This is a genomic window from Trichocoleus sp. FACHB-40 (assembly GCF_014695915.1).
GTDB lineage: Bacteria > Cyanobacteriota > Cyanobacteriia > Cyanobacteriales > FACHB-T130 > Funiculus > Funiculus sociatus.
In genome coordinates this window covers 1-3,602 of sequence record NZ_JACJPF010000006.1, presented here as the reverse complement: position 1 = coordinate 3,602, position 3,602 = coordinate 1, and the positions used below count along the sequence as shown (strand labels likewise).

Below are 3,602 nucleotides of genomic sequence, written 5' to 3'. Positions count from 1 at the left end.
GCCACTCATCACAAGTTATTGGGCTTAGTGAAAGCGGTTCGCCCGCGTCATCGAGAGATTGATGCTCTTACTGGTATCATCTGGGCATCCGCTCCTTAAGTTGACACCAGTGGGCACTGCCGTGTCCCTACAGGGCGAATACCCGTTCACAACTTAAATAGGATTGCTGTAGTCAACAAATGCGTCAGATGGTTGGGTAAGGTTCCCCTCAACCCAACCTCAGCCTACTTGTATCCTTTGGTAGTGGCAGGCAAAATGCCCGTTCCACGAAAATATATATCTGCAATTATTAACCGGAGATAGATTTTCGTGATTGCTAACCTTACAGAGACAGGTTGGGAAGTAATTTACCATCGCGCCCATGCTTTGCTGGCTGCTGAAATAGCGGGAAACTGGCATATAAAAGATCGCCCAGAACGCTTGATAGAGACGGTGGCTGCGATTTCCCATCACGACGATCTAGAACGCGAATGGGAAGGCGAGAACATCACCGAAGCGGGCGCACCCTTAGACTTTACCGTTGATAAGAAAACTTCTCTTCCAAAGCTGAGAGAACTGACGAAGAATTCCCGATACCGGGGACGGTGGGTGGCAATGCTGATTTCTATGCACGTCAGCTTTCTGAATGAAGGCAAACGCGGAGAATCACCCGAATTGGACAGTTTTCTGGACGAACAACTAGAAAACCAAAAGAAATGGCGGAAGGAGTTGAAGATTACAAAAGAGGAAGCCGAAAAAGCTTATGCGTTTTTTCAATGGTGCGATCGCCTCTCGCTGATCCTCTGCACCCGCGATTTACCAGATGGTGTGCGTGCCTTGGAAATCAGCAAGGGGCCAGATGGCAAGCGCTACGACGTGATAAAGCTTAGCGATGGCAATGTCACCGTAAAACCTTGGCCCTTTGAGAAAGAAGAATTTACTGTCAATGTGGAAGCTTCCTACCTCAGCCAAGTGAAATTTGACAAAAGCGAGGAACTCACAGAAGCGCTTCAGACTGCACCGATTAAGTTGTTGGAGTGGACATTTGTCAAGAGTTGACAAATGTATTTTTTCTGGGGTGTGGTATAGTATAACCCACCCCATTTTTATACTTCCTGCTAATGGGTGAGCTGCTAGAGGTATATTGAAATACTCCATCATATGACCTGGTTGTGCGAGGCGGGAGAGCGATCGCAAAGGTTACTTTGGAATTGTAGAAAACAAATTTCAAGGACAACCAACTATGCCAGCTACACAATCTAATCAATCAACCGCCACCGCTCAACTCAGTAAGCCCGTACTTAGATTAGGCAGCAAAGGGACAGCCGTTACAGAATTGCAAAAACTTCTAACAGCTCGCAACGCTTACTATGGAGCCATTGATGGTATTTTTAATGAAGAAGTAGAGTATGCTGTAATTGTTTTCCAAAATTGGGTTTTTCTCAAAGAAGATGGTATCGTCGGTCAATTAACCTGGCAATCTCTTTACACTGGCGCACCAGTTAATATGCCAGTTCTCAAAAGAGGAATGCAGGGGAAAGCAGTTGTCACGCTACAAAATGCCCTAGCGCTAACAGGAAACTTTCAGCAAGAAGCTAACGGTATATTCGGGCCAGTTACCGAAGCAGGTGTAAAATCTTTTCAAAGACGCAGCGGCCTAGTAGCGGATGGAATCGTAGGCGAAAAAACTTGGTATGGACTAAGCAAGTTTAAATCTACTTTAGTAGGCTGTTGATTATCTATAGCAATTCAAGGGTTGGGTGCGATACATCTGTAGGAACATGGCATTACCATGTCTTTACCAACGTCGCTCGAATATCTCAATTGCGATATACTCCACCCAACTGAGAAAAGCTATAGTGTTGCCTTATTTTAGGTAAAACTTAGACTGTATTTTGTGGGCAATGCCTACCTACGAAATCAATTTTAAAGCGTACAAATTGCAAAGTACAGGTAGGAATCGGTTAATGATTCCTACCTGTACTTTTAAATGTAGTTTATTATATGGCATCTGACGGTTACTATCTAAGACCGCTCTGATAGAGGATTGCGCCTCTCTTCGATAGTAACAAAGTGGAGGAAGCGACAAAAACTCCACAACATCTCTGCCTGTTAGTTATTAGCACTGTTCTTACATCTGACGGTCGCTCTCCTTCGATGTTTGATTCTGGACCACTGCGGTATAACGTCCATCCAATGCCGTGTTTCTACTTTTATTAGAATAACTTGAATCAAATTTTTAGCTGTCGTTCTAAGGGGGGAACCTTCCTCAAACCGGAGGAATAACTCGCAGCCGACTTTTCACCTATCTCTGGCAAGATCCCAATTTTCGTTGTCTGTCTTCTGAGATAGTTATACTGTTTTACAGAGCGCTTGAGAGGCACTTCTACCAGTGCCGAATACGTCCGCTAGTTGTTAAGTTTATGTCGAATTCAAAAGATTTAGCGAACGATTTCAAGTCTGGCGGCGTTTATAGCTGTCCAGTATGTCGGCAGGGTCAAATTTCAGAGATGCCTTTGATGGAGGCGGTGGCTTGTAACTTTTGTCGCCACATTTTCACAGTTGACTCGCGTCAACAATCGTTGAAAATGGCAGATAGTTCCCAACCTCTGAGTTGGCGCTGGAATGGTCGGCGTTGGCAAAACGCTACGCGCAATGATGCTGAGTTGGGTTGGGGTGTTGGGTTAGCAGCGATCGCATTAGTAATATTGCCGACATCGTTGATTGCTCTATCTGCGTATATTTTCCCGCCAATACCAGGAAGTTCCTTGTCTTGGGTTCCCCTTTTCTGGATGGGGTTAACCTTTTTGTCTCATCTGGCTTTTGTGGTCAGTGTGGTTGTTGAGTATTATCAATTCCCCGTTTTTGCTTATTTGCAAGCAATGCGACGGCGTTTGTTCCCTTCCAGCTAGGTTGCTCTTTATTAAACTGTAGAGTGCGATCGCTTGCCACTTTTTTGATAACCATAGGCTATCAAGTTGGGGAGAGTGTAGGATGCCATACTATCGAGACGAGCAACAGCCTTTGACGAATGCCGGGATTGCTGTCAGCGATAAAATTCACTATCCCAGCACTGCAACCATGCGATCGCATCCTGCGGCAGTTCAACCAGTTCAATCTGTCTTTTGTGATAAATGCCTTCAACAGTTTTTAGCACAGGTAGCAATAGGATTGATAGTTCTCTCAATTCTACTGATTCTCGCCTGTGCCATCTGTTGCAATGTATGGCTGGATTAGTGATCGCTCTTTTCTCATCCCGCCTGAATCCGAAACCAAATTTCGCAATGCGATACACAATCTGGTTTACAGCTTATCAAAATAGCGACTCATTCTGAAAAACTACCCAATGACTATTAGCAAAAACTTCTACATCTCAACAGAAGATTACCTAGAAGGAGAGCGAGTCAGCCCTATCAAACATGAGTATAAGCGAGGACAAGTCTATGCAATGGTAGGGGCAAAGAAGCCTCATATCATTATTGCTGGAAACTTAGTAAGAATACAGAAATGTTGAATCTAGATACAAAACTTTACATAGTCGAATAGACTCTTCCTATCTAAGAGCTTTGAGTTAACATTTAGTTAACTTAGTCATCCAGTGTACATAGCTGATTTCTTGACAC

At 44.2% G+C, this 3,602-nt stretch carries 4 protein-coding genes and 1 pseudogene; all 5 read left to right on the top strand.

The genetic code is table 11. The features are described 5' to 3' along the window. Positions 1-309: 309 nt before the first annotated feature. Positions 310-1,038, top strand: a complete 729-nt coding sequence (locus tag H6F63_RS00115; protein ID WP_190633850.1) for a DUF3891 family protein — start codon at positions 310-312, stop codon at positions 1,036-1,038. 184 nt (positions 1,039-1,222) lie between these two features. Further along, positions 1,223-1,714, top strand: coding sequence for a peptidoglycan-binding protein (locus tag H6F63_RS00110; protein WP_190633847.1), 492 nt, complete (start codon positions 1,223-1,225; stop codon positions 1,712-1,714). 688 nt (positions 1,715-2,402) lie between these two features. Further along, positions 2,403-2,891 (top strand): hypothetical protein, encoded by a 489-nt coding sequence (locus H6F63_RS00105; RefSeq protein ID WP_190448180.1) that lies wholly within the window; start codon positions 2,403-2,405, stop codon positions 2,889-2,891. Positions 2,892-2,973: 82 nt separating this feature from the next. After that, entirely contained in the window at positions 2,974-3,216 is a 243-nt protein-coding gene (locus H6F63_RS00100) for a hypothetical protein (protein ID WP_190633845.1), read from the top strand. Positions 3,217-3,325: 109 nt separating this feature from the next. Next, positions 3,326-3,472, top strand: a pseudogene (locus H6F63_RS30765) (Uma2 family endonuclease); the annotation flags it as partial. Positions 3,473-3,602 lie beyond the last annotated feature (130 nt).